We start from the raw sequence: 23863 nt of genomic DNA, 5'->3' as shown, positions 1-23863 counted from the left end.
GATGTGCGCGTCCGGTGAACGCTCTGGGACGGGGCGAGGCCGCGGGCCACCCGCCGCTTCCGTGAGGCGGGTGGCGGGTGGGCCGCGCCCGCGGCGAAGGCTTAGCATCCTCTCCGTGTCCAAACTGACCGACGTGCCCAAACGCATTCTCATCGGGCGCGCACTGCGCAGCGACAAGCTCGGCGAGACCCTTCTCCCCAAGCGCATCGCCCTTCCCGTCTTCGCCTCCGACCCGCTCTCGTCCGTGGCCTACGCCCCGGGCGAGGTGCTGCTGGTGCTCTCCGTGGCGGGCGTGTCGGCGTACCACTTCAGCCCGTGGATCGCGGTCGCCGTCGTGGTGCTGATGTTCACCGTCGTCGCGTCGTATCGGCAGAACGTGCACGCCTACCCGAGCGGCGGCGGCGACTACGAGGTCGCCACCACCAACCTCGGGCCCAAGGCGGGGCTGACCGTCGCCAGCGCGCTGCTGGTCGACTACGTCCTGACCGTCGCCGTCTCCATCTCCTCCGGCATCGAGAACCTCGGCTCGGCGATCCCCTTCGTCGTGGAGCACAAGACGCTCTGCGCGATCGCCGTCATCGTGCTGCTGACGCTGATGAACCTGCGCGGCGTCAAGGAGTCGGGCAAGCTCTTCGCCATCCCGACGTACGTCTTCGTCGCCGGCGTCTTCCTCATGATCCTCTGGGGCGTCTTCCGCGGGGTGATCCTGGGCCACGACATGAAGGCACCCACCGCCGACTACACCATCCACGCCGAGAACGGCGGACTGGCCGGCTTCGCGCTGATCTTCCTGCTGCTGCGCGCCTTCTCCTCCGGCTGTGCGGCGCTCACCGGCGTCGAGGCGATCTCCAACGGCGTCCCGGCGTTCCGCAAGCCCAAGTCGAAGAACGCCGCCGCCACCCTCGCCCTCATGGGCGGTCTGGCCGTCACGATGTTCTGCGGCATCATCGCGCTGGCCATGACCACCGGCGTGAAGATGGCGGAGAAGCCCGCCACCGACCTGCTGGACCACGGCCACCCGCTCGGCTCCGGATACACCCAGAACCCGGTCATCTCGCAGGTCGCCGAGGCGGTCTTCGGCAAGGGCTCGTTCCTCTTCGTGATCCTCGCGGCGGCGACCGCACTGGTCCTCTTCCTCGCCGCGAACACCGCCTACAACGGCTTCCCGCTCCTCGGCTCGATCCTCGCCCAGGACCGCTACCTCCCCCGCCAGCTGCACACCCGCGGTGACCGCCTCGCGTTCTCCAACGGCATCGTGCTGCTCGCCGGCGCCGCCGCCGTCCTCGTCTACCTCTACGGCGCGGACTCCACCCGGCTGATCCAGCTGTACATCGTCGGCGTCTTCGTCTCCTTCACGCTCAGCCAGATCGGCATGGTCCGGCACTGGAACCGCCATCTGCGCACCGAGAAGTCCCCGGCGGCCCGCAACCGCATGCACCGCTCCCGCGCGATCAACGCCTTCGGCGCCACGCTGACCGGTCTGGTCCTCGTCGTCGTGCTGCTGACGAAATTCACCCACGGCGCGTGGGTGGCCCTCCTCGGCATGGTCATCTTCTTCGTCACGATGACCGCGATCCGCCGCCACTACGACCGGGTCTCCGAGGAGATCGCCGCCGCGGACGCCCCCGACGACGACGTGGTCCGTCCCTCCCGGGTGCACTCCCTCGTCCTCGTCTCCAAGGTCCACAAGCCGACCCTGCGGGCCCTGAACTACGCCAAGCTGATGCGCTCCGACACCCTGGAGGCGGTCAGCGTCGACGTCGACCAGGCGGACACCAAGGCGCTGCGCGCCGAATGGGAACGCCGTGGCATCGAGGTCCCCCTCAAGGTCCTCGCCTCGCCCTACCGCGAGATCACCCGCCCCGTCGTCGACTACGTCAAGACGCTGCGCAACGAATCCCCCCGCGACGTCGTCTCGATCTACATCCCGGAGTACGTCGTCGGCCACTGGTACGAGCACCTGCTCCACAACCAGTCCGCGCTGCGCCTCAAGGGGCGGCTGCTGTTCACCCCCGGTGTGATGGTCACCTCCGTCCCCTGGCAGCTCGACTCCTCCGAGGCGGCCAAGAAGCGGGCCCGCCGCCGCGCCGAGTGGAACGCGCCGGGCGCCGTCCGCCGCGGCCCGGTCAGCCCGCCGAAGAAGGACAAGGCCGCACCCCGCAGGTGAGCCGAGCCGTGCCGGGCGCGCGCGATGCGCCCGGCACGGGGCACGGCACGGCGGCACGTAGACTCGAAGGCTGTCGTCCGCCGTACCCGGCCGCGGCCCCGCCGCGCCGGTCCCACCCTTTGGAGCTTCGCCCGCCATGCAGACAGAACCCGAGAAGTCGCTGGTCGGCGAGGAGTACGAGGTCGAGGTCGGCCCCGTCGCCCACGGCGGCCACTGCATCGCCCGCACCGACGAGGGCCAGGTCCTCTTCGTCCGCCACGCCCTGCCCGGCGAGCGCGTCACCGCCCGCGTCACGGAGGGCGCCGAGGGCGCCCGCTTCCTGCGCGCCGACGCCGTGGAGATCCACACCCCGTCCAAGGACCGCGTCGAGGCGCCGTGCCCGTTCTCCGGCCCCGGCAAGTGCGGCGGCTGCGACTGGCAGCACGCCGCCCCCGGCGCGCAGCGCCGCCTCAAGGGCGCCGTCCTCACCGAACAGCTCGCCCGGCTCGCCGGCCTCACCCCCGAGGAGGCCCGCTGGGACGGCACCGTCGCCCCCGCCCCCGGTGACAAGGTCGCCAAGGGCGAGGTCCCGGCGTGGCGCACCCGCGTCCAGTACGCCATCGACGCCGACGGCCACGCCGGTCTGCGCAAGCACCGCTCCCACGACGTGCAGCCGGTCGACCGCTGCCTGATCGCCGCCCCCGGCGTCACCGAACTCGGTATCGAGAAGCGCGACTGGCCGCAGATCGCCACCGTCGAGGCGATCGCCGCCACCGGCTCCAGCGACCGGCAGGTCGTCCTCACCCCGCGCCCCGGCGGCCGGCTGCCCCTCGTCGAACTGGACAAGCCGGTCTCCGTCCTGCGGATCAACGAGAAGGACGGCGGCGTCCACCGCGTCCACGGCCGCCCCTTCGTCCGCGAACGCGCCGCCGACCGCACCTGGCGCGTCGGCAACGGCGGCTTCTGGCAGGTCCACCCCATGGCCGCCGACGTTCTCGTCGAGGCCGTGATGCGGGGCCTGATGCCGAAGAAGGGCGACACCGCCCTCGACCTCTACTGCGGCGTCGGCCTCTTCGCCGGTGCGCTCGCCGAACGCGTCGGCGACAAGGGCGCCGTCCTCGGCATCGAATCCGGCAAGCGCGCCGCCGAGGACGCCCGGCACAACCTCGCCGACCTCGACCGCGTCCGCATCGAACACGGCAAGGTCGAGCAGGTCCTGCCCCGCACCGGCATCACCTCCGCCGACCTCATCGTCCTCGACCCGCCCCGCGCCGGCGCCGGCCGCAAAACCGTCACCCACCTCGCCTCCCTCACCCCCCGCCGCCTCGCCTACGTCGCCTGCGACCCCGCCGCCCTCGCCCGCGACCTGGCCTACTTCCGCGAAGCCGGCTACGTCCCCCGCCGCCTCCAGGCGTTCGACCTCTTCCCGATGACGCATCACCTGGAGTGCGTGGCGATCCTGGAGAAGGCGGGCAAGGGGGACAAGAGCGCCTGAGCTGAGGCTTTCGGGGGCGCTGGGCGCGCCGTGGGGCCGTTGCCGCCGTTCGCCCGGCCGACGGGGGAGTGGCGCGGGGGCAGGGGGGTCCTTCCGGGGCCGTGGCCCGGTGCGTCCGTCCGTGGCCCGGTGCGTCCGTCCGTGGCCCGGTGTGTCCGTCCGTGGGCCTCGCGACCGGTGGCCGGTTCCGTCGGGGCCGCACCCCGGCCCCCCGTCCCGCGTCAGTCGGACGGGCTGATCTCGTAGGTCAAGGTTTCCGCGAGGGCGCGCCAGACCTCGGCGGAGAGGTCGATGTTGGCGGCTTCCTGGGCCTGGCGTGCCAGCCGCTGGAGGTCGGCGACGGCGGTGGCCTGCTCGCCCTTGAGGATGCGTAGCTGGGCGACGAGTGTGCGGTGGCGGATGCGGTCCTGGTACGTGAGGTGTTCCGGGTTCTCGCCGAGTCCTTCGCACAGCTCCCAGGCGGTGGCGTACTCCTGGCGGTGGAAGGCCAGCCGGGCCCGGAGGCACTGGAATTCCTGCTGGTGGACCGGGACGTCGAGGAGCGCCACGGCGGGAGCGGCGGTGTCCAGATGGCAGGCGGCCTCGTCGGTGCGGGGCGGGTCCATCCGCAGGTACAGGGCGGCGGCCGCCAGTCGCAGCCGTAGCCACAGCGGCAGGTCCTCGCCGCTGGGGAGCAGGGCCATCGCCTCTTCCAGCAGTTCCGCCGCGGCGGTGTGCTGTCCTTGGCGGCCGCGGATGCTGCTGGCCGTCCACAGGGTCTCGCAGCGCAGGGAGCGGGGGAGGCTGTCGAGGAGTTCGAGCGCCTGGACGGTGTGGGCGACGGCTTCGGCGAGTCTGCCGGTCTCCGCCTCGGCGGAGATGAGTGCCAGCAGGACGCGGGTGCGGTCGGAGGGGGGGAGGTCGTGCTCGTCCACCAGGGCGAGCGCTTCGTCGCAGGTGCGGTGGGTGCCTTCGGGGTCGCCTGATGACCTTTGACATCGTGCCAGTTGGACGCGGGCGCGGACGCGCAGCAGCGGGTGGTCGATCTCGTCGCTCAGGGCGGTGAGTTCGGTGAGGGTCGCCAACTGTGCCGGGCGCGCACCGGACTTGTGCTGCTGCTGGGAGAGGACCCACAGTGACTGCCAGCGGATCAGCGGATGGGCGGCGGCCTCGGCCCGCATGGCGTCGAGGATCAGCTGGGTGCCGCCCTCCTGTTCGGTCTGGGAGAGCACCAGGGCGAGCGCCTCCGTGGTGCTGTCCACCAGACCGGCGTGGAAGAACGACAGCGGGAGGCCGAGCTTCTCGCACAGGTAGTTGACGGCGCGGGGCGTCGCGGGACGGTCGCCCGACTCCAGGCGGGAGAGGTAGGTCGTGGACATCCCGTGACCGGCCAGCTGGGCCTGGGATATTCCGCGGGACTGGCGCACCGCCTTGAGCCGCAGGCCGAACTGTGGTTGGGGCAGGATGTTGCGGCCACGGGCAGACGTACCGGTCATGACCGCAACACTCCCATCGAGTGGTATGTGATTGTCAACTCACCCCGGAAAAGAGTGTCGAACTGTCAGCAGTTCTTCACTGTCGGTGTCGGCGCGTCACGGCCACTCGATGCCCGGGGCCCCGGCGGGCACCGGTGCGGCAGTCGAACGGAACCCCTCGTCACCGGCGGATGTCACCTGGCCGATTCCGGCTGCCGGGGTGACGGTCCGAAGGGCGGGAGCAGGGACAACACGGGGCTTGCGCACGGAACTTCCTTCTCGTTTCAAGGGGAACGACGTACTTCCCGGATGTGGTGGGACTGTCGATGTTCTGTCGCGGCGAGGTGAAAGTAGCCAGAGCTCGGCTGAATTGACAACTGTCCGCAGTCGATTGACAAAGTTGGCAACCCTCATGAGGATGGCGCCCGTCCAGTGAGCAACAGGGGGTAATTGTGACTGCGACGGCGGTAACGCCCGTACACCGTGCCCGGATGGCGGTCGACGAGATCGGCGTGGCCGGTTCACCGCGGCTGGCGGGTGAGGATCTCGGCCACGTGGAGGCTCTCGCGCGCAGCGGGGAGGACTTCGAACCCGTCCTGGTGCACCGGGGAACCGGGTTATTGGTGGACGGCAGGCACCGCCTGCTCGCCGCGCGCCTGCGCGGGGACCGCGACATCGCGGTGCGCTTCTGGGACGGACCCGAGTCGGAGCTGTTCGCGCACGCGGTCGAGGTCAACGTCAAACACGGTCTGCCGCTCACCACGGCCGACCGGCGGGCCGCCGCGCTGCGGCTGCTCCGCGAGCACCCCTCCTGGTCCGACCGCCGGATCACCCAGATCACCGGGATCTCCCCGAAGACCGTCGCCCGCCTGCGCCGGGATTCGACTGAGGAAGTGCCGCAGTCGAACACACGGGTGGGGCGCGACGGCCGGCGCAGGCCGGTGGACGGCGCGGAGGGACGGCGTGCGGCGCTGGCCTTCCTGGCCCAGCGGCCGGACGCCTCGCTGCGGGAGGTCGCCCGCGCCGCCGGCATCGCGACCAGTACGGCCCATCAGATCCGGCGCCGGCTACGGGCCGACGCGGAGCCCCCGGCTCCCGTGGGGCCGGTGGCGCCCGCGGCGTCCACCCCGGAGCGGGCGCCGCGGGAGACGCGCTCCCGCGTCGACGACCGTGACGCCCGCGCCATTCTGCGGACCCTCATGCGCGATCCCTCGCTGCGCTTCAGCGAGTCCGGCCGCGATCTGCTGCGCTGGCTGACGACGCGCGCCGTGGACGCGCGGACGGGAAGCCAACTGGCCGCCGCGGTGCCGCCGCACTGTGTGCCGGCCGTCGCCGACCTCGCGGTCCGCTACGCGAAGGAGTGGTCCCGGCTGGCCGAGCGGCTCTCCGCCGGGGAGCGCCCCGAGCTCTGAGCCGCGCCGCCTCACGCGTGTGCCCCTCGCTCCTCGGCCTCGATCAGGACCCGGCGGAGCAGATCCGTCAGCTGCTGCCGCTCCTGCGGACTCAACGTGCTCATGATGCGGCGTTCCTCCGCCCCCTGGCTCTCCAGCGCCCCTTGCCAGGCCGCCTGGCCCTCGCCGGTCAGTACGGCGTCCAGCCGGCGCCGGTCGGTGCTGCTGGGCTGGCGGCGGAGGAACCCCCGCTGCTCCAGATGGTCGAGCCGGCTGGTCATCGCGGAGGGGGACAGCTTCAGGTCGGCGGCCAGCTGGGAGGGGGAGGCGGTCCCGTTCCGCCCCGCGAGGGCGTGCAGGGTGAGGTATTCGAGGGTCTGCAGGCCGTGGTCGGCCAGGGTGCCTTCCTTGACCGAGCCGAGGTGCTTGACCAGAACCCACATGCGCTTCACGGCTCCCTCGACCAGAGGATCCAGGGAGGGGAGGATCTTCATCCAGCGGTCGAGGTGGTCGTCGACGGAGTCGCGGGCTGTCATGAGGTTGAAGTTACTCCACCATCGCAAAGTGCGCTGTCGAATATTGCGACATCAAAATAGCATGACGGGGTGACACATCCTCTGCGACTCCCCACTTTTCGGCTGCTCTTCGTCAGTCGCACCATGTCCACCCTCAGCGACTCGCTCGTCCCCACCGCACTGAGCCTCGCCGTCGTCCAGATCACCGGATCGGCGGCGGCTCTGGCCCTGGTGCTCGGTTGTGCGCTCGGCAGCCGGCTGCTCCTGCTCCCCGTGGCGGGTGTGGTCGCCGACCGGTACAACACCCGCTGGGTCGCCTTCGGCGCCGACGCGACCCGCGTCGTGACCCAGGCGGCCGTGGCCGTGGAACTCGGTCTCGGCCATCCCTCGCTCGCGGTGATATGCGTCGCCCAGGTCGTGGCGGGAGCGGCATCGGCCGTCAGCCTCTCCAACCTCACGCCGCTCGTGACCCGGGTCGTGACGCAGCCCGGCCGGCAGCGGCAGCAGGCCAACTCCCTGATGGGCGTGGCGAAGAGCATCTCGCTGCTGGCCGGCCCCGCCCTCGCCGGGCTGCTGATCTGGGCCGTGGGGATCAACTGGGTGTTCGCCCTCGACTCGGCCGCCTTCGGGGTCAGCGCGTTCCTGATGCTGATCATCCGTCTGGACCGGGAGGTGAAGCCCGCCAGCGCCCGCCGCGCCATCCGCGCCGGGCTCGTCGAGGGATGGGTCGAGGTACGGGCCAGGGACTGGTACTGGACCAGCCTGATCGCCCACGCGACCTGGAACTTCGTCGCCAATGTGCTGCTGACGCTGGGTCCGCTCATCGCCGTCACACGGCTGGGCGGCCAGGACTCCTGGGTGGCCATCACCCAGGCGGGCGGCATCGGTCTGCTGGCCGGGTCGCTGGTGGCCGGACGGGCCCGCCCGCGCCGCCCCGTCCTGGCCGGCAACCTCGTGCTGGCGACGTACGCGGTGCCGCTGGTGTTCTTCGCCGTGGGCGCTCCGGTGCCCGTCCTGGTGGCCGGGTACGGCCTGGCCATGGCCGGCCTCGGCTTCCTGAACCCCACCTGGCAGACCACGATCCAGTCGGCCATCCCGAAGGACGTGCTCGCCCGGGTCAGCTCCTACGACTGGCTGGTCTCCCTCGCCGCCCAGCCGCTCGGCGTGATCGTCGCCCCGGTCGCCCTGCACCTGTGGGGGGAAAAGCTGCCCTTCGCCGCGTCCGCGGTGCTCGTCGCGGTGGTGTGCGCCGGTACGGCCCTGGTGCCCGGCGTCCGCAACCTGCGCGCGGAGCAGCCCGCCGAGCCGGAGCCGCGGGCGGCCGAGCCGGGGCCGGAGGCCGTCGGCGCGCCGCCGGAGGCCGGGCGGCCCGCCGAGTCGGCGCGTACCGCCTGACGGGAGCGCGGCGGCGGGCCGGGCGCCACGGCCTCGGCGGCCGTGCCCGCCGATGTGCGCGGCGGGCACGGCCCGACCGCGCGGGGCGTCGCGACGCCAGGACGGGGAGCGCCCGGTCGCGACGCGGGGCGGGGGAGCGCGGGTCGGCCGCCCTCCCCGCCGCGGGCGTGTGCCGTTCGCGGCAACGGGTGCGCCGGGGGAGCCGCGCACACCGGGCGGTCCGCCGGGCCGCGCGGAGACATCCGGAGCCGTACCACCGGGCCGGTCCGCCGCAGGGCGGGCCGGCCTCTGCCGTTCCCGGGGCGGTGCGCGGCGGCCGGAGCGGCCCGTGCCGTCCGGTGGCGGCGCCGAACGCCGGTCCGCCGCCCCGCACTTGATCGCTTGACGCCCGCGGGGGCCGCCGAGACGATGAAGTCACCTCAGTTCGAGGTCAGTTGATCAGGCCGCGAGGGAGTTCCCCGGCCGATATTCCGCCTGTCCCGTCGTGCCCGGCAGCCGTGTGCCGCCGTGGTCCACGGCGTGGTCCGGCCTGCCCGAAAGGTGACCGACGATGAGCGATTTCGCTCTTCTGATGCAGGTGCGACAGATCTGGGCCGAGGTCCTCGACCAGGACCAGGAGGAGGTGCCGGTCGACGTCAACTTCTTCGAGGCGGGCGGCGACTCGCTGCTCTTCATCGTGCTGCTGGAGCGCCTGAACAGGCTGGCCGGCAGCGAACTGGAAGCGGCCGAACTCTTCGACTACGCGACCGTCCAGGCGCAGGCCGAGCACCTGGCCGCCTCGGGCGGGCCGGCGACGCCGGCCGGCGCGGTCCCCGCCGCGAACTGACGGGGGGCCGACCATGACGCGGGACACCGATATCGCGGTGACCGGCGCGGGCTGCCGGTTCCCGGACGCCGGCGGGCCGGAGGAGTTCTGGCGCAACATCGAGGGCGGTCTGGTCTCCGTACGGGACATCCCCGAGGCGGAGCTGTACGCGGCGGGTCTCACGTCCGAGCAGTTCACCGCGGCGGACTTCGTCCCGCGGGCCGCCCGTGTCCGGGGCGCGGCCGACTTCGCGGCCGGCTTCTTCGGGTACTCCCGGGACGAGGCGGAGACCATCGATCCGCAGCAGCGGCTCTTCCTGGAGGTGTGCTGGGAGGCCCTGGAGTCGGCGGGGCACCCGCCCCGCACCCCCGCCCCGAGAACCGGGGTCTTCGCGGGCAGCCACGCCGGCCCCTACTCGGCACGGCTGCTCGCGGCCAAGGCGGACCGGGACGGCTGGCCCGCCGCCCTCGGCGACCTCCACCACCACCTCGGCGGGGTGGGCGACTTCACGGCGGCCCGGGTCAGCTACAAGCTGGGGCTGCACGGACCCGCGACCGGTGTGCAGGCCGCGTGCGCCTCGGCGCTGTACGCGGTGCACCACGCGGTACGGGCCCTGCTGGCCGGTGACTGCGCGATGGCGCTGGCGGGCGGGGCGACGGTCCTGGAACCCGTCATCGGCTACCGCAGGCGCCCCGACGGCTCCCTCTCGGCCGACGGACTGACCCGCTCCTACGACGCCGCCTCGACCGGCACCGCCTACTCCTCGGGCGTCGGCGTCGTCGTGCTGCGCCGCCTGGCGGACGCCCTGGCCGACGGGGACCCCGTCCTCGCGGTGATCCGGGGCACCGCCGTCGGCAACCACGGCGACCGGCGCCCCGGCTTCACCGCGCCCAGCGCCGCCGGAGTGGCGGCCGTCGTGGGAGACGCCCTGCGCGCGGCGGACGTCACCGCCGACCGGCTCGGCTACGTCGAGGGGCACGGCATCGCCACGCCGATCGGCGACCGGATCGAGATCCGCGGCCTCACCGCGGGGCTCGGCGGCGACCCGGCTTCGGAGCCCGGCCGCATCGCCCTCGGTTCGGTGAAGGCCAACATCGGCCACGCCGGAGCCGCTTCGGGCATCGCCGCCCTGCTGAACGCCGTGAACATCGTCCGCACCGGTACGGTCCCGCCGCACCCCCTCTTCTCGTCGCCGCGCGAGCCCGAGTCCTTCGCGCGCAGCCCCTTCACCGTCACCACGAGCGGGCGGCGGACCGGCGGCGCCCCGTTCGTCCTCGTCAACGCGATGGGGTTCGGCGGGATGAACGCCGCCGCCGTGCTGGCGCCGCCGCCCGCTCCGGTCCGGCCGCCGGCCGCGACGCCCGCGCTGGTCCGGCTGCCGCTGTCGGCGCGGACGCGGGAGGAGCTGGACGCCCTCGCGCTGCGGCTGGCGGACGCGGTCGAGCACCGGTCGGCCCCGGCCGGCGACCTCGCGCACACCCTGCGGGTGGGGCGCACCGCCTTCGCCGAGCGCCGCGTGGTCACCGCGCCCGCCGAGGACCTCGCCGCGGCCCTGCGCACACCCGAGGGGCCCGCCGTACGCACCGTGCGGGTCACCATGCCCCGCGAAGCCGCCCTGGTCGTCCCGCCGGAGCGGCCGGTCGCCCCGGAAGTGGTGGACCGGATCCGCGCCGCGCTGAAGGGCCGGCTGACGGTGGTGCCGAGCGACGCCGAGGCGCCCGCCGGTGCGATCCCGGTGCGGCTGCCCGAGGCGGCGGCGGACGCTGGCGACCTGGTCGACGACGTGGTCCACACCGCGTGGCTGCACGGCGTCGCGGTGGACTGGCCCGCCCTCTCCCCGGGCCGCGGCCGTCGCGTCGCCCTTCCCACCTACCCCTTCCGGCGCGAGCGCTACTGGGCGCTCGGCCCCGCCCCCGCCCTCGCGGACTGAGACCACCGGTCTCCCGCGACCCTCCGCTGTTCCCCCGATCCGTAGGAGTTGTCCGTGCGCGCTCGCACGCTGTACCAGTGGTTCGCCGCGTCGGTGGCGGACCATCCCGACCGAGTCGCCCTGGAAGTGGGCGACGCCGTCCTGACCTACCGCGAACTCGACCGCCGGGCCGAGGCGCTGGCCGGCCGCATCCTGCGCGAGCACGGCGAGGCGCCCCGCCGGGTCGCCCTGCTGGCCCTGCGCAGCCAGGTGGCGTTCGTCGGCTACCTCGCGGCCCTGCGGCTGGGCGCCTCCGTCGTCCCCCTCAACCCCCGCTTCCCGGCCACCCGCAACCGCACGACCTGCCGGATCGCCGGGATCGACCTGTTGCTGGCGGACGAGAACGGCGCGCCGCAGACGGCCGACCCCGCGCAGTGGGACGGCCTGCGGGTGCTCACCCTGGACGGCCCGGAACTGGACCGGCCGACCGACCCCGGCGAACTGCCGGAGTACCGGACCGACCCCGAGGAGGTGGCCTACCTCCTCTTCACCTCCGGCTCGACCGGCCGGCCCAAGGGCGTGCCGATCAGCCACCGGAACGCCGCCGCCTACATCGCCCACTCCCTGGAGCGCTACCAGGTCCGGCCCGGCGACCGGGTCTCGCACACCTTCGACCTCACCTTCGACCCGTCGGTCTTCGACCTCTTCGTCACCTGGGCCGCCGGCGCCACCCTCGTCGTACCGCAGCGCACCGAACTGCTGACACCCGTGACGTATCTGACCGAGCGCCGGATCACGCACTGGTTCTCCGTGCCCTCGGTCGTCTCGGTGAGCCAGAGCCTGGGCAAGCTGACCGGCCACGCCGGAACGCTCCGCTACAGCCTCTTCATCGGCGAGCAGCTCACCCTCGAACAGGCCAGGGCATGGCGCCGCATCGCCCCCCAAGCCCTCCTGGGCAACGTCTACGGCCCCACCGAACTCACCGTGGCCTGCGCCGGGTACGAGCTGCCCGCCGACGAGGAGCGGTGGCCGGACACCTCCAACGACTCCGTGCCGATCGGTGAGGTCTACGACTTCCTGGAGTGGCTCGTCCTGGACGACGACGGACGCCCCGCGACCGACGGGGAACTGGTGGTCCGCGGCGCCCAGCGCTTCGCCGGCTACCACGACCCCGAGGACAACGCGGGCCGCTTCCTGGCGATGCGCGACGGCCGGGCACAGCCGTACGACGGCACGGAGCCGCTCACCGAGGAGCACTACTACCGCACCGGCGACCGCGTCCGGCTGGAGGGCGGCACCTGGGTCCACCTGGGGCGCCTCGACAACCAGGTCAAGATCCGCGGCTACCGGGTGGAGCTGGGCGAGATCGAGACGGTGCTGCGCCGCCACCCCGGCATCGCGGAGGCGGTCGTCGTCCCGGAGGCGCACGGCGGCAGCCTCGGCCTGGCGGGCTTCTACACCGCCGACGCCGACCTCGACCGCAAGGAACTCCTGCGCTGGCTGCGCGAGCGGCTCCCGCTCCACATGGTGCCGCAGCGCTGCGAGCGCCTGGCGGCGCTGCCGCTCAACGCCAGCGGCAAGACGGATCGCGTTGCCATCAAGCAGATGCTGGCGGACCGCCGCCCGGCCACGACGGGATGACCATGGACTTCAGCCTCTTCTACTTCGCCAACGACAGCGGAACCGACGGATCCGGGTACGAACTGCTCCTGGAGGGCGCCAAGTTCGCCGACCGCAACGGCTTCACCGCGGTCTGGACCCCCGAACGCCACTTCCACCCCTTCGGCGGCACCTACCCGAACCCCTCGGTCACCGGCGCCGCCGTCGCCGCCGTCACCGAACGGATCGGCATCCGCGCGGGCAGCGTCGTCGCCGGACTGCACCACCCGCTGCGGATCGCCGAGGAGTGGGCGGTCGTGGACAACCTCTCCGGCGGCCGGGCGGGCATCTCACTCGCCTCCGGCTGGCACGCCGCCGACTTCTGCTTCAACCCCTCGGCCTACGAGAGCCGCAAGACCGGCCTCTTCGACCAGGCCGACACCGTCCGCCGGCTCTGGCGCGGCGAGGAGTTGCAGGTGACGGACGGGACCGGCGGCCCGGCCACGGTCCGTTCCTACCCGCGGCCCGTCCAGCCCGACCTGCCCGTGTGGATCACCAGCGGCGGCGACCCGCGCACCGTCGAGGAGACCGGCCGGCGCGGCCACGGCCTCCTGACCCACCTGCTGGGCCAGGACCTCGACCAGCTGGCCGCGAAGATCACCGCCTACCGCAAGGCCGTGGCCGACCGCCCCGACGCCGACGGCCGGCCGGGACACGTGGCCGTGATGGTCCACGCGTTCCTGGGCGAGGACGACGACGCGATCAAGGAGACCGTCCGCCGGCCGCTCTCCACCTATCTGCGCAGCTCGCTCGGCCTGCTGCTCGGCTCCGGCCTGGGCAACGCCCGCAAGATCGACCCCTCCCAACTGCGCGAACGGGACATCGACTTCCTGGTCGCCAGGGCCTTCGACCGCTACTACGACGACGGCGGGCTGCTGGGCGACGTCGACAAGGCGCTGCGCGTCGTCCGCCGGCTCAAGGACATCGGAGTGGACGAGATCGCCTGCCTCATCGACTTCGGCGTGCCGACCGACCAGGTCCTGGCAAGCCTCACCCACCTCGACCGGCTCCGCCGCCTCAGCCAGCACGACGGGGAGAACTCGTGACCACGCTCCATCAGCTCTTCGCGGAGACCGCCGCCCGCCACCCCGATCGCACCGCGGTCTCGGACGGCACCCGCGCCCTGACCTACGCCGAACTCGACCGGGCCGCCAACCGCCTGGCCCACACCCTCGTCCGGTCCGGCGTCCGCCCCGGACAGCTCGTCGCGCTCTGCGCCGAGCGCGACACCGACCTCGTCGTCAGCGTCCTCGGCATCCTCAAGGCCGGCGCCGGCTACCTCCCGCTCGACCCCCGCTACCCGCTGGCCCGGCTGCGCGACACCGTCGCGGACGCCGGCGCCCGCCTCCTGGTCGGCACCCCGGTCGCCGGACTCGACCTGGAGACGGTTGACCCCGCCGGCCCGCACCCGGCGGACGGAGCCGGGACGGCACCGGACACCGCCGCCGGACCGGACGACACCGCCTACGTCATCTACACCTCCGGCTCGACCGGCCGCCCCAAGGGCGTGGTGGTCAGCCACCACAACGTCGTCCGGCTCTTCACCGCCACCCGGCCGGAGTTCGGCTTCGGCCCGGACGACGTCTGGACGATGTTCCACTCCATCGCCTTCGACTTCTCCGTCTGGGAACTGTGGGGCGCCCTGCTCCACGGCGGTCAGGTCGTCGTCGTCCCCTACGACGTCAGCCGGGACCCCGAGGCGTTCTGGCGGCTGGTCGTCGACCGCGGCGTCACCCTGCTCAGCCAGACCCCCTCGGCCTTCCGCCAGCTCTCCCGCACCGCCGAGGACGCGGGCTTCCCCGACACCTCGCTGCGCGCCGTCGTCTTCGGCGGGGAGAAGCTCGAACTCGCCACGCTGCGCCCCTGGATCGGCCACTACGGCGACCGGGCACCGGAGCTGGTGAACATGTACGGCATCACCGAGACGACCGTGCACGTCACCCTCCGCCGCATCCGGCGCGCCGACCTCGACGACCGCCGCAGCCCCATCGGCCGCCCCCTGGCCGACCTCACCCTGCACGTCCTCGACGAGGAGATGCGCCCCGTCCCCGCCGGACGGACCGGAGAGCTGTACGTCGGCGGCGCCGGCGTCAGCCAGGGCTACCTCAACCGCCCCGAGCTGACCCGGGAGAGGTTCCTGCCCGACCCCTTCACCGACGACGGCACCCTCCTCTACCGCACCGGCGACCTCGCCGAGCACGACGGCGCCGGTGAGGTCTACTTCCACGGCCGCTCCGACGGCCAGGTCCAGCTGCGCGGCTTCCGCATCGAACTGGGCGAGATCGAGGCGGCGCTGCTGCGCGAGCCCGCCGTCCGCGAGACCGTCGTCCTGGTCCGCGAGGACCGGCCCGGTGAACAGCGGCTCGTCGCCTACTGGGTGGGCGACGACAGCGCGGGCACGGCCGCCGCGCTGCGCACCGCACTGACCGCCGCGCTCCCGGCCCACATGGTGCCCGGCGACTTCGTACCGCTGCCCGCACTGCCGATGACGGTCAACGGCAAGCTCGACCGCGCCGCGCTCCCCGCCCCCGCGGGCCCCGCACGCGCCGCGGACGGGGAGCGCGCCGCCCCCGCCGACCACGTCGAGCAGGTCCTCGCCGAGATCTGGGCCGAGCAGCTGGGCGTGGCCGACATCGGCCGCCGGGAGAACTTCTTCGCCCTCGGCGGCGACTCCATCCGCGCCATCCCCCTGGTCGCCCGCGCCAGGGAGGCCGGCCTCCCGCTCACCGTCGTCGCCCTCTACGGCAACCCGACGATCGCCCAACTGGCCGCCTGGTGCCGTACGCAGGCGGAGGAGGCGGGCGAGGGCCCCGGCGCCGGCGGCTCGGGTGAGGAGTTCCCCGCCCCCGAAGGGGTCGAGGCGGTCTACCCGGCCTCCGCCCTTCAGCAGGGCATCCTCTTCCACACGAAGATCAGCGGCGACCCGACGCTCTACCACGACCTGGAGTCCGTCCGGATCACCGGCCCGCTCGACCTGCCGGCCCTGGACAGCGCGCTGGCCGCCCTCGTCGCACGCCACGAGATCCTGCGCACCTCCTTCGACCTGGGCACCCACCGCCAGGTCGTCCAGCAGGTCCACCGCACGGCCGAACTGACCGCGACCCTGGTACCCGCGCCCGCCGGCTCCGACCCGGCCGAGGCGGTGCGCTCCTGGTGGCAGAGGCAGGTCCGCGACGGCTTCGACGTCACCCGCGCCCCGCTGGTGCGCTGCCATGTCATCCAGCACGCCGAGGAGGACTTCCACCTCGCGGTCTCCGCCCACCACTCCGTCCTGGACGGCTGGAGCTTCGCCCAGCTGATGACCGACCTGCTGACCGGCTACGACCGCGAACTGTCCGGACTGCCCGCGCTGCCGCCCGGTGAGCACACCTTCCGCTACCGCGACTTCGTCGCCCTGGAGCGCACCGAGGCGGACTCCGACCGGGCCCGCGAGTTCTTCGCCGCCCAACTGGAGGGCGCGGCCCCCACCCGGCTCCCGGCTCCCGGACCGGACGGCCCGGCCACCGCACCCGAGACCCGCGTCCTCATCCCGGGCCCGCTGGTGGAGCAGGTGGAGAGCCTCGCGGCCCGCCTGGGCACCCCGGCCAAGAGCGTCTACCTGACGGCCCACCTCGCGGCGCTCGGCCACCTCACGGGTGAGAAGGACATCGTCACCGGCATGGTGGTCAACGGCCGCCCGGAGGTGGCCGGGGCCGAGACGGCCCTGGGCCTCTTCCTCAACACCGTCCCCGTACGGCTGGACCTCGCCGGACGGCCGTGGCCCGAACTCATCAGGGCCGCCTTCGCCGCCGAACAGGAACTGCTCGCACATCGCCGCTTCCCCCTCGCCCGCATCCAGCGCGAGGTGGGCGCCGCCCCCTTCACCGCGCTGTTCAACTTCACCAGCTTCACGGTCGCCGACACCCTGACCGGCCTCGACCACCTGCGGACAGGCGAGTGGTGGCTGAGCGACCGCAACAGCTTCCCGGTGTCGGTCGAGATCGGCCGTCTGACCGGCAGCGACCGCTGGAAGGCCGACGTCACGGTCGACCCCGCCCGGGTCGCCCCCGAAGCCGGCCGCCAACTCGCCGAAGCCGTCCTGGAACAGCTCCGGACGATCACCGCCTCATGACCGGCCGCTGGATCAGGCGGTTCACGGCGGATCCCGCGGGCACGCCCCGGCTGCTCTGCCTCCCGCACGCCGGCGGGACCGCCACCTTCTTCCGGGACCTGGCCCGGTACCTGGACGGCACGGCGGACGTCCTGACGGTCGCGTACCCGGGCCGTCAGGACCGCCACCGGGAACCGGCGATCGACACGGTCGACGGCCTGGTGGACGCGATCGCCGCGGCCCTCGACGCGGAGGTGCCCGGACACTCCGAGCGCCCACTCGTCCTGCTCGGCCACAGCATGGGGGCGATCCTCGCCTTCGAACTCTGCCGCAGGCTCACCCCGGCGCGGCTGATCCTGTCCGGCCGCCGGGCGCCGTCCCGGCTGCGCGAGGAGCGGTGGCCGGGCTCCGACGCCGAACTCCTCGACGCGATGCGCCGGATGTCCGGCACCGACCCGCGGGTCCTCGCCCACGAGGACCTGCTGCGGCTGAGCCTGCCGGCGTTCCGCGCCGACGTCGCCGCGGTACGGGACCACCGGCCCGATCCGGCCGCCGTGGTATCCGTCCCGATCACGGTCCTGATCAGCGACAACGACCCCACGACCGGCGTCGACGACGCCGCCGCGTGGGCCGACCACACCACCGGGGGGACCGACCTCAAGGTCTTCCCCGGAGACCACTTCCACCTGCGCGGCTGGCCCGCACCCCAGGCCGCCGCGGTGGCCGGTGCCCTGGCCGCCGCCCGCGCGAGCGACCCGATGGAGAACTCCGTGACCACACGTTCCGGCGTCCCCGCAGCCCAGCGGGCGGGTGCCCGATGACCCACCAGCCCCCCGCCGGCCCGGTCGGCGTCCTCGACCTCGACGTCCGCTTCCCCGCGGGCCGGATCACCGTGCAGCAGATGCACGAGGCGTCCGGCCTCCCGCTGCCCGACATCCTCAACATCACCTCGGGCACCGAAACCATCCCCGTCCTGGGCCCCGACGAGACCGCGTGGGAGATCACCCGGGACGCCGCGGCGGCGGTCCTGGCCCGCAGCCAGGTCCCCCGCTCGCGGATCACCCACGTCATCTACGCCGGCTCCGGCGTCTGGGACCGCCCCGCGTGGTCCCCCGCCGCCAAGATCGCCCACGAACTGGGCATCGACCGCGCCCACTGCTTCGAACTCGGCAACTTCTGCAACGCCGGCATGGCGGCCCTGCAGATAGCCGCCGAGAAGAGCGCCCTGTACGGCGGCCACGTCCTGCTGCTCCTCGGCGACCGGCTGGGCCGGCTCGTCGACTACCGGGACGCCGCGACCCGCCCGCTGTTCAACGCGGGGGACGCCGGCGCCGCCCTCCTGGTGGGCCCCGGCGACATCCGCTACCGGCATCTGACGTCCGCCATGCGCACCGACGCGAGCTGGGCGGACTTCTGGGCGGGCGAGGACGGCCCCGACGGCCCGTCCTTCCGCCGCGCGGGCACCCGGGAGGGACTCGGCCAGGTCTACCTCGACAATTTCGTCGCCCTGACCGACGAGGTCCTGGACACCCTCAGCCGCAAACGCGGCGACATCAGCCACCTCGTCATCAACCAGGGCGACCGCAACATCCAGAAACGGCTGCTCGACGCGTTGGACGTGCCCGAGGAGAACAGCGTCTTCACCTACGGCCGGCTCGGCCACATGGCCAGCGCCGACACGGTGATCTGCCTGACCGAACTGGCACAGCGCCGCACGCTGCGCCACCACGACCTGATCCTGGTCGCCTCCAGCGGCATGGGCTTCACCTTCGGGATCACCGCCCTCGAATACCAGGAGGCGGCGGCCGTATGACCACCCCTGCCAAGATCGCCGTCGTCTACGACCGGGGCGCCGTCGCGGCCGGTGAGATCGCCGCCGGCCTGACCGGCCTCGGCACCCCGGTCTTCCTCACCCCCGACTCCCCGCACACCCGCCGGATGCGGCACGTCCTGGAGGGGATCGGCACCGTCCTGCCCCTGACCGGCGACCTCGCGGCCGACACCGCGGCGGTCCGCGACCTCGCCCCGGCGGCCGTGCTGACGTTCAGCGAATCCAGGCTGCGCACCACCGCGGCCCTCACCGACGCGCTCGGCCTCCCCGGACACGACCCGGACACCGCGCTGCTCCTCACCGACAAGACCCGCCAACGGACCCGGCTGCGCGAGGCCGGCGTCGACGACGTCCGCAGCCACCCGCTCCACACCGCCGAGGACGGACCGCGCGCCTTCGCCGTCACCGGCCTGCCCGCCATCATCAAACCGGTACGCGGCGAAGGCAGCCGCGCCACCTACGTGGTGCACACCGAGGAGGAGGCCGCCCGCGTGGTGGCGGAGGCGTTCGCCGCCGTCCCCGCGGCGGGCCCCGGCCCCGTCCTCGTCGCCGAGGAATTCCTCCAGGGCCGCCAGGACCTGCCCTTCGGCGACTACGTGGCCGTCGAGTCCCTCTGCTCACCCCACGGCATCACCCACCTCGCGGTCTCCGGGAAGTACGCCCTGGTACCCCCCTTCCGCGAGGCCGGGGTGTACTGGCCGTCCGCCCTGGGAGCGGACGAGGAATCGGCCGTCGAGGAACTCGCCGGACGGGCCCTGACCGCCCTCGGCGTGACCAGCGGCCTGGCCCACACGGAGATCAAGCTGACCCCGGACGGACCACGGATCATCGAGGTCAACGGCCGGATCGGCGGACACGTCAACCACCTGGCCCAGTTCGCCTGCGGGGTGGACCTGGTCCGGATGGCCGCGCTCCTCGCCCTGGGCAGGCGCGTCCGGCCACCGCGGCTGCGGCCCGAGGGAGTCCACTTCCTCCGCTACGGCCTGGCCCCCGTCGAGCCCGCCACGCTGACCGCCGTCCACGGCGACCAGGAGGTCCGCGAACTCCCGGGTATCGCCGGTTACCGCACCTACCGCCGGATCGGCGACCGCCTCGACGGCGGCGTCATGACCCAGCCGATGGACCTGCTGTGGGGCGTCGCCCCCGACCACGCCGCGATGGGCGCCCTCGTCGACAAGGCGCTGTCGATCCTCGGCTACGACTTCGAGTTCGCCGAAGGGACGCGGCGGCTCGCCGCCCGCGACCTGCTGTGCTGAGCCGGCTTCCCCTCTTACGACACGACCCCGCGAGGAGCGCGAAGTGACCACGCCCACCAGGACCGCCCCCGAACCGATCAGCGCCGCGAGCTTCCGCGACACCATGGCCCTGCTGGCCGCACCGGTCACGGTGATCACCACCATCGACGCCACCGGCCGCCGCTGGGGCTTCACCGCGAGCGCGGTGACCTCCGTGTCCATGGAACCGCCGCTGCTGCTCGTCGGCATCGGCCGGGAGTCGAGCTGCCACGCGGCGCTGACCACCGCCGACGAGTTCGTCGTCAACCTTCTCGGTGAGGAACAGCGGGACGTCTCACGGGCCTTCGCGGCCCGCGGCACCGACCGGTTCGCCGCGGCCGGCGGCTTCGAGTCCTGGCCCGGTTCGGGCACCCCCTACCTGCCCGGTGCGAACGCCGCCATCCGCTGCACCCGCACGGAGGTGCTGTCCGCCGGCGACCACGACCTCGTCCTCGGCGAACTGAGCGGTGTCCGCACCGGCGGGCAGGCGGCCCCTCTGGTCTGGTACCGCCGCGACTTCCACGCCCCGCGCCGGCTCTGAGGCCGCCCGGCCCCGCTATTCCCGGCGCCCGCCGAGCGGCAGGCTCAGGAACGAGGACCGGGCGGGGCCCTGGTGGAGGCGGACCACCCCGGCGACCGCGTCCTTCGCCGTCTCGTCCGCGGTGACCCCGCCCGCCTGCTGATTGGGCTGCCACCGCCGGTGCGGCGCCCGCAGGACGAGGGCGACGCGGTCCCCCTCGTCGATCCGCAGGGAGGTGAACGAGAAGTCCCGCACCACGACCTCCACGGCGCGCCCGGCGGGCCAGGGGTCGGCGCGGTACAGGCTCGCGCGGTAGCGGGCGCGCAGCGCGGCCTCGGACAGCAGCCGGAGCGGGGCGCCGGGATCCCCGGGCAGCAGATAGACGCCCAGCAGCAGGTCGAAGTCGGGTAGCTCACTGGAGAGGACGAGGGTGGCGCTCGGCCGTCCGGACACATCCACCGGCCCGCCGAACGGGGCGCTGATGTGGACGGCCGCGTCCCGCTCCGCCCCGCCGGCGCCCCCGGCGGTGAACGGCCGGTCGTCCGTGAACGTACGGTCCGCGGCCGGCTCGGACCGCTCCGGACTCCCGGCCGTACCGGGATCGAGCAGGAACGTCACCACCTGCTCCGCCGCGCCCGGCGCCGTACCGAGCCCGTACGCGGGCACACCCCGGGGGCCGGCTTCCGCCGTGGCCACCGGATACAGCCGCAGGGAGTCCGCACTCCCCGGCAGCCGGGGAGCACTGCGCCAGCGGTCCTCGCCGACGTGGAAATACGTCACCCGGTCGCCGAGGAATCCGGGCCGCTCGCCCCGGCCCAGCACCCAGCGGTACCAGGCCAGTTGCAGCGCCTGCAGATCGATCGCACTGCTCTCGGCGAAGGTCAGCCCGCCGAAGCTGCGGGCGGCCGACCGGGTCGCGGCGTGATCCCACGGGCCGATCACCATCAGGTGCCGGGCGACGGTCTCCGGCGGCGCCGCCCGGACGTGCCGCTCGTAATAGGTCAGCGCCCCGAGCTGGTCGTCGTCGTACTGACCGGTGATCGTCAGCACCGGCAGGGTGATCCGCTCGTACTGGCTCCGGGTGGGGGCGAGGCCCGCCCAGTACGCGTCGAGCGTCGGATGGTCCAGCCACTCCTGGAACGCGGGCAGCCGCCGGCCGACCGCGGCCAGATCCAGATCCCGGTACGGCCGCCCGGCGCTGAGCAGAGTGCTGCCCGCGTCCTCCCGCGGCGGACCGTCGTGGGGCGCGCGCCGCAGCGCCCGCCACCGGGCGGAGAACGCCTTCGAGATGTTGTGGGCCATCGGGAAGTCGACGCCCGGGTACACCGAGGCTACCGGCGCGATGGCCCGCAGCCCCGGCGGCCGCGTCGCCGCCGTCGCCCACTGCGTGAAGCCGCTGTACGAACCGCCGTACAGCACCACCTCCCCGCTGCACCACTCCTGCCCGGTCAGCCACCGCACCGCGTCGTGCCCGTCGTCGCCGTCATGGACGAACGGCCGGAAAACCCCGTCCGAGGCGCCCCGCCCCCGCACATCCAGAGCGACGAAGTGCAACCCGCCCCCGGCGAACGTGCTCCCGTCGGCGCCGTAACCCTCGGCACCGTACGGAGTCATCAGCAGCACGACCGGCGCCGCGACCGGCCGCCCCGTACCACCGCTCCCGCTGGGACCACCGCTCCCGCCTTCCGCGGCCCAGCGCCATCCCCGCAGAACCGTCCCGTCCCGCAGCGGAACCTCCAGTCCGACCGCACCCGCCCGACGCAGCATCCCGCCCGCCCTCCCTGCCGAACACCGACCCGCCCCGCACTCCACGACACCACCGCGCCGCCGCCCCCGCCCTGTTCACCGGCGGGACGTCACCTCGGCTGGAGCTGCCCTACCCAGAGTCCCGGCGAGCAGAACGCGCAGCCTCGATGTCAGGACACGTTCACCCGTCCGCCCCCTTGATCGCTTACTGGTAACGGGTCTGGTCCAAAGCGCGGCGGCCGGGACGGCCCGTCCCCCGCGCGCCCTCCGGAAGGAACGACCCGTGGAACGCAGATCCCTGCTGAGTGCGACGGCCGGAGCCCTGGCCCTGGGAGGTCTCGCCCAGGCGCCCGCCGCGGCGGCCCCGGCCCGCGGCGGCGGTGGCGGCCGGCCGGTCACCACGTTCAACGTCATCAGCGACATCCAGGGCGACCTCGGCGACTTCACCCAGGCGCTCCAGGACATCAGGACCGTCAACCCGCACTCCGCGGGCTTGGCCGTCGCCGGGGACATCACCCCGCGCGGCTACGACTTCGAATACGCCGAGGTGCGCAAGGCACTCGACCAGGGCCCGAAACCCCGAAAGCTCGCCTGGGCCATCGGCAACCACGAGTTCTACGTCCCGAAGTGGTCCGACCCGGACACTCTCGCCCAGGACACCTGGCCCAACGGCACCACCGAGGACTCCCTCTTCCGCAGCTTCTACCGCTTCGCCGGGCGGTCCCGGACCTTCGCCGAGACGACGTTCGGCGGCATCCCCGTCCTCACCCTCGGCACCGAGCGGTACATGAAGTACCACGACCACTCCCTGTGGGACGAGGTGTGGCTGAGCGAGGCCCAGTTCCAATGGCTGGAGGACCGCCTGCGGCACTGGTCACGGCGGCGCAAGCCGGTCATGGTGATCAGCCACCACCCGCTGCCCGACACCGTCTCCGGCACCCGCAACAAGCTCTACATGAGCGACTACCTCCAGGCCGACCGCCTCCTCGGTCTCCTCGGACGCCACCGCGACGTCTTCCTCTTCACCGGCCACACCCACTGGGACCTGACCCTGTCCGACTGGTACGTACGGCGTACGGTGCCCGGCACCGCCAACCTCGACGGTTTCTCGGTGATCAACACCGGCGCGGTGCAGACCGGCTTCACCGACAACGGCCAGGGTGGCGAGGCCACCGTCCCCGGCCGCTTCAACCAGGGACTCCAGGTCGACGTCCACCGCGACCGCGTCGTCATCAAGGCCCGCGACTTCGCGTCCGGCACCTGGCTGAAGCAGATCTCCGTCCCCCTGGCCACCCACCTCTGACCCCCGCTTCGTGCACCACCCGCGCGTCATGTAAGTTGTACGGGTTGCCAAGGAGCCGACAGGTTCCCTGGCAGCCATCCGCCGCATCGCGGCACACCACTACCGCACGACTCCTCACCGGGAAGAATTTCGGCATGCCCGAAATTCACACCGCGACGTGATTATGCGTCACCGAGGAATTCCGCTAAAGTAGTGACCCGCCAAGGCCCGCAAACGAAAGTACGCAGGCCGAAGCAACCCCTCCGACGGGTAATCGGAAACGAATTCGGGCCGGAAACGGCGAGAATCGGATCTGCTAGAGTCGGAAAGGCCGGAAAGCGAAAGCCGAAG

The 23863-nt window shown here is 73.1% G+C and carries 17 protein-coding genes; 14 read left to right on the top strand and 3 right to left on the bottom strand.

Translation table 11 applies throughout. The features are described 5' to 3' along the window. Window positions 1–115 precede the first annotated feature (115 nt). Window positions 116–2167 carry an APC family permease gene (locus ACZ4M8_RS28375; protein ID WP_450959233.1) on the top strand — a complete coding sequence of 684 codons (2052 nt, stop codon included), beginning with the start codon at window positions 116–118 and terminating at the stop codon, window positions 2165–2167. Between the two features lie 136 nt (window positions 2168–2303). Further along, a complete protein-coding gene (locus ACZ4M8_RS28370) occupies window positions 2304–3641 on the top strand; it encodes a class I SAM-dependent RNA methyltransferase (RefSeq protein ID WP_467612391.1) in 1338 nt (445 codons plus the stop codon). 221 nt (window positions 3642–3862) lie between these two features. Here ACZ4M8_RS28370 and ACZ4M8_RS28365 read toward each other — a convergent pair whose 3' ends face one another. Further along, window positions 3863–5116, bottom strand: a complete 1254-nt coding sequence (locus tag ACZ4M8_RS28365; protein WP_467612388.1) for a helix-turn-helix domain-containing protein — start codon at window positions 5114–5116, stop codon at window positions 3863–3865. Between the two features lie 470 nt (window positions 5117–5586). Here ACZ4M8_RS28365 and ACZ4M8_RS28360 point away from each other — a divergent pair, with 470 nt between their 5' ends. Next, window positions 5587–6507 (top strand): ParB/RepB/Spo0J family partition protein, encoded by a 921-nt coding sequence (locus ACZ4M8_RS28360; protein WP_467612386.1) that lies wholly within the window; start codon window positions 5587–5589, stop codon window positions 6505–6507. A gap of 11 nt (window positions 6508–6518) precedes the next feature. On the opposite strand, the gene ACZ4M8_RS28355 is transcribed toward ACZ4M8_RS28360, so the two are convergent. Continuing rightward, window positions 6519–7022 carry a MarR family winged helix-turn-helix transcriptional regulator gene (locus ACZ4M8_RS28355; protein WP_467612383.1) on the bottom strand — a complete coding sequence of 168 codons (504 nt, stop codon included), beginning with the start codon at window positions 7020–7022 and terminating at the stop codon, window positions 6519–6521. 69 nt (window positions 7023–7091) lie between these two features. On the opposite strand from ACZ4M8_RS28355, the gene ACZ4M8_RS28350 reads away from it, so the two are divergent. From ACZ4M8_RS28350 to ACZ4M8_RS28305, 10 genes are all read left to right on the top strand, one after another. After that, window positions 7092–8396 carry an MFS transporter gene (locus ACZ4M8_RS28350; RefSeq protein WP_467612380.1) on the top strand — a complete coding sequence of 435 codons (1305 nt, stop codon included), beginning with the start codon at window positions 7092–7094 and terminating at the stop codon, window positions 8394–8396. A gap of 550 nt (window positions 8397–8946) precedes the next feature. After that, the gene (locus ACZ4M8_RS28345; RefSeq protein WP_467612377.1) at window positions 8947–9222 is read left to right on the top strand and encodes an acyl carrier protein; all 276 of its coding nucleotides are present in this window, start codon (window positions 8947–8949) and stop codon (window positions 9220–9222) included. Window positions 9223–9235: 13 nt separating this feature from the next. Beyond that, window positions 9236–11131 (top strand): beta-ketoacyl [acyl carrier protein] synthase domain-containing protein, encoded by a 1896-nt coding sequence (locus tag ACZ4M8_RS28340; protein WP_467612374.1) that lies wholly within the window; start codon window positions 9236–9238, stop codon window positions 11129–11131. Window positions 11132–11185: 54 nt separating this feature from the next. Further along, the gene (locus ACZ4M8_RS28335; RefSeq protein WP_467612371.1) at window positions 11186–12751 is read left to right on the top strand and encodes an amino acid adenylation domain-containing protein; all 1566 of its coding nucleotides are present in this window, start codon (window positions 11186–11188) and stop codon (window positions 12749–12751) included. A gap of 2 nt (window positions 12752–12753) precedes the next feature. Beyond that, a complete protein-coding gene (locus ACZ4M8_RS28330; protein WP_467612368.1) occupies window positions 12754–13815 on the top strand; it encodes a MupA/Atu3671 family FMN-dependent luciferase-like monooxygenase in 1062 nt (353 codons plus the stop codon). After that, window positions 13812–16880, top strand: a complete 3069-nt coding sequence (locus ACZ4M8_RS28325; RefSeq protein ID WP_467612365.1) for an amino acid adenylation domain-containing protein — start codon at window positions 13812–13814, stop codon at window positions 16878–16880. Before ACZ4M8_RS28330 ends, ACZ4M8_RS28325 begins: the two co-directional genes overlap by 4 nt. Next, complete coding sequence (locus ACZ4M8_RS28320; protein ID WP_467612362.1) at window positions 16877–17680, top strand: thioesterase II family protein; 804 nt, start codon at window positions 16877–16879, stop codon at window positions 17678–17680. The genes ACZ4M8_RS28325 and ACZ4M8_RS28320 overlap by 4 nt, the downstream gene beginning before the upstream one ends. Further along, window positions 17677–18672, top strand: coding sequence for a 3-oxoacyl-ACP synthase III family protein (locus tag ACZ4M8_RS28315; protein WP_467612359.1), 996 nt, complete (start codon window positions 17677–17679; stop codon window positions 18670–18672). The genes ACZ4M8_RS28320 and ACZ4M8_RS28315 overlap by 4 nt, the downstream gene beginning before the upstream one ends. Next, complete coding sequence (locus ACZ4M8_RS28310) at window positions 18669–19946, top strand: ATP-grasp domain-containing protein (protein ID WP_467612356.1); 1278 nt, start codon at window positions 18669–18671, stop codon at window positions 19944–19946. The genes ACZ4M8_RS28315 and ACZ4M8_RS28310 overlap by 4 nt, the downstream gene beginning before the upstream one ends. A gap of 43 nt (window positions 19947–19989) precedes the next feature. Next, a complete protein-coding gene (locus tag ACZ4M8_RS28305) occupies window positions 19990–20505 on the top strand; it encodes a flavin reductase family protein (RefSeq protein WP_467612353.1) in 516 nt (171 codons plus the stop codon). A gap of 15 nt (window positions 20506–20520) precedes the next feature. On the opposite strand, the gene ACZ4M8_RS28300 is transcribed toward ACZ4M8_RS28305, so the two are convergent. Next, on the bottom strand, window positions 20521–22251 hold the full coding sequence (locus ACZ4M8_RS28300) for a CocE/NonD family hydrolase (RefSeq protein ID WP_467612350.1): 1731 nt from the start codon (window positions 22249–22251) through the stop codon (window positions 20521–20523). A 262-nt stretch (window positions 22252–22513) separates the two neighbouring features. Between ACZ4M8_RS28300 and ACZ4M8_RS28295 the strand changes: the two genes are divergently transcribed. Next, window positions 22514–23533 (top strand): metallophosphoesterase family protein, encoded by a 1020-nt coding sequence (locus ACZ4M8_RS28295; RefSeq protein WP_467612347.1) that lies wholly within the window; start codon window positions 22514–22516, stop codon window positions 23531–23533. Window positions 23534–23863: the final 330 nt, after the last annotated feature.

This window comes from Streptomyces sp. NPDC027185, from assembly GCF_055567035.1.
Note: the sequence above shows the minus strand (reverse complement) of the source record. Positions and strands in the feature narration are given on the sequence as shown.

Bases quoted from the DNA above. Each gene is read 5' to 3' on its own strand.
- ACZ4M8_RS28370 (WP_467612391.1), top strand. From the start codon at position 2,304: ATGCAGACAGAACCCGAGAAGTCGCTGGTCGGCGAGGAGTACGAGGTC.
- ACZ4M8_RS28365 (WP_467612388.1), bottom strand. From the start codon at position 5,116: ATGACCGGTACGTCTGCCCGTGGCCGCAACATCCTGCCCCAACCACAG.
- ACZ4M8_RS28360 (WP_467612386.1), top strand. From the start codon at position 5,587: ATGGCGGTCGACGAGATCGGCGTGGCCGGTTCACCGCGGCTGGCGGGT.
- ACZ4M8_RS28355 (WP_467612383.1), bottom strand. From the start codon at position 7,022: ATGACAGCCCGCGACTCCGTCGACGACCACCTCGACCGCTGGATGAAG.
- ACZ4M8_RS28345 (WP_467612377.1), top strand. From the start codon at position 8,947: ATGAGCGATTTCGCTCTTCTGATGCAGGTGCGACAGATCTGGGCCGAG.
- ACZ4M8_RS28340 (WP_467612374.1), top strand. From the start codon at position 9,236: ATGACGCGGGACACCGATATCGCGGTGACCGGCGCGGGCTGCCGGTTC.
- ACZ4M8_RS28330 (WP_467612368.1), top strand. From the start codon at position 12,754: ATGGACTTCAGCCTCTTCTACTTCGCCAACGACAGCGGAACCGACGGA.
- ACZ4M8_RS28320 (WP_467612362.1), top strand. From the start codon at position 16,877: ATGACCGGCCGCTGGATCAGGCGGTTCACGGCGGATCCCGCGGGCACG.
- ACZ4M8_RS28315 (WP_467612359.1), top strand. From the start codon at position 17,677: ATGACCCACCAGCCCCCCGCCGGCCCGGTCGGCGTCCTCGACCTCGAC.
- ACZ4M8_RS28310 (WP_467612356.1), top strand. From the start codon at position 18,669: ATGACCACCCCTGCCAAGATCGCCGTCGTCTACGACCGGGGCGCCGTC.
- ACZ4M8_RS28300 (WP_467612350.1), bottom strand. From the start codon at position 22,251: ATGCTGCGTCGGGCGGGTGCGGTCGGACTGGAGGTTCCGCTGCGGGAC.